The 2,000-nt window shown below is 35.6% G+C and carries 1 protein-coding gene; it reads right to left on the bottom strand.

Annotated elements, in window-relative coordinates; all coding sequences use genetic code 11:
- Positions 1-161: 161 nt before the first annotated feature.
- The gene (locus ACEN3Z_RS11740; protein ID WP_407090964.1) at positions 162-1,517 is read right to left on the bottom strand and encodes an FAD-dependent oxidoreductase; all 1,356 of its coding nucleotides are present in this window, start codon (positions 1,515-1,517) and stop codon (positions 162-164) included.
- Positions 1,518-2,000: the final 483 nt, after the last annotated feature.

Raw genomic sequence — 2,000 nt, 5'->3', positions numbered from 1 at the left:
GACGCGATTATATGTCCCTCAGACAAATAAAAAAGATCAAGCAACAACTTATGCTGCTTGATCTTGATTAAAATGAGTCATCAACCCTATTTGACAAAGAGCCATTTAAATTTAATCAAAAACACATCTTAGATTAGATAACCTAAGATGTGCCTCATTAATTAGAATAATTCTTTGTCACTACCAAACGTTTCTCCTAAAGCTTGTTGTGCAAGCACATTTAAGAAGTTCCATGGTTTATCATATTCTGGTTGGAAGAAGTAGTCAGCTAAAGCTAATTGTTCTAATGTCCAGCCAGCTGAAATTGCTGTTGAAACTGTATTTATCGCAAACATAACATCTTGTTTAGACATTAACTGCGCACCAACAATACGATTTTTTTCTTTTTCAAAGTGAATTTTCATCATAACAGTTGTATCATCACCAATAAATTTAGGACGAATAGTCTCTTCATAATATTTACTGTCGACTTTGCTTAAATCTGCGTCAGAGTCTTTAACACCTGTACAAGCAAAGTGGTAATCGAATAATGATAATGCAGATGTGCCCGAAACGGCTGGCATTTCAAATTTGTTATCTGAAAGCATATTTTTAGCAGCGATTACACCTTGGCGACGTGCGTTAGAAGCTAAAGCAATGGCACGTTTTTCCCCCGTTGGAGCAAATGGAATTAATGTCGCATCTCCAGCTACATAAATATCTGGATTTGATGTTGATTGCATATGTTCATTCACTTCAACAAAACCACGTTCGTTTCGCGCTAAGATACCGTCTAACCATTGTGTATTTGGACGCACACCAACGGCCATAATAACAGTATCTGCTTCGTATTCACCTTTATCTGTCACGACTTTTGCAACAGATCCATTCTCACCGATGATTTCTTGAACTTTTTCCCCACCATGGAATTTCATTCCATGTTCAAGTGCGTTCTCTTGTAAGACTGAAGTAAATTCTTTATCTAGATACGTAGGTAAGATTGAATTTAATGAATCAATAACCGTTGTATCAATTCCTGCTTTCGCGTATGCTTCAGCAACTTCTATTCCAATATATCCACTACCTACAACAACTGCTTTTTTAGCAGATGACATACGTTCTTTTACTTTATCTGCCCAATTGCGGCCACGTAAGTAGTATAAATGATCTAAATCAGTTCCAGGAATTGGAATTTCAATCGGTACAGCCCCTGGGCTAAGGAATAATTTATCATATGATTCTTCAGATTCTCCGTCAGCTGTTTTAACTGTAATCGTTTTAGCTTCTGGATCTACAGATACAACATCACTATTCATATGAACATTTACGCCTTGCTCTTTATAACTTTCTTCATTTGCATAATGTAAGCTATCTAAAGAAGGTGAGATATCTTCTAAATAACTTTGAATCCCACAAGATAAGAATGATGCTGTTTCCCCGCGTTCATATAAATGAATCTCAGCATTTGAATCTTCTTTTAAGATAGTTTGCACTGCTTCATACCCAGCATGTGAAGTACCTACAACAATAATTTTCATAACAAAACCTCCAAGAATTTTTTAACAAATTTATTATATCACATTCTAATCTGATTTCAAACATTCAGAACTCAATCTAACAAAACGTTTATTCAACACCATTTAGTTAGATATTTCATGGGAACATCCATTTGAATAATAGTAATATATTTTTTTCATTTATATAAGCCAAAAAAATTATTTGGTCCTGAATAATTCATAGCTCTATAATTTAAGCTGGTTTCTTGAATAAATTAATCGTTCCGTAAATTTCAAGTTTAAGTTAGCCACTACAGGTAACTCATTTGTTTGGTACCGTAACTGCCTTGTTATTCTAAATCAGTGACCCTCTGATATTGAACTGAGGGATGGTAGTCTCCCGACCAGTCTGGACTCAGGCCATCTTTCCAGACATGAAGCCATGCCGAGGTCAAGTAATGATAGGTCAAGCCCCCAATCGTTCTTGCTTGAATGCTTGAACAAATGTGTCATGTGGTATTGCAT

This window comes from Ruoffia sp. FAM 26254, from assembly GCF_045528545.1.
In the GTDB taxonomy this organism is placed as follows: domain Bacteria; phylum Bacillota; class Bacilli; order Lactobacillales; family Aerococcaceae; genus Ruoffia; species Ruoffia halotolerans.
The sequence above is the reverse complement of the archived record's forward strand: the minus strand, read 5'-3'. Positions and strand labels throughout refer to the sequence as shown.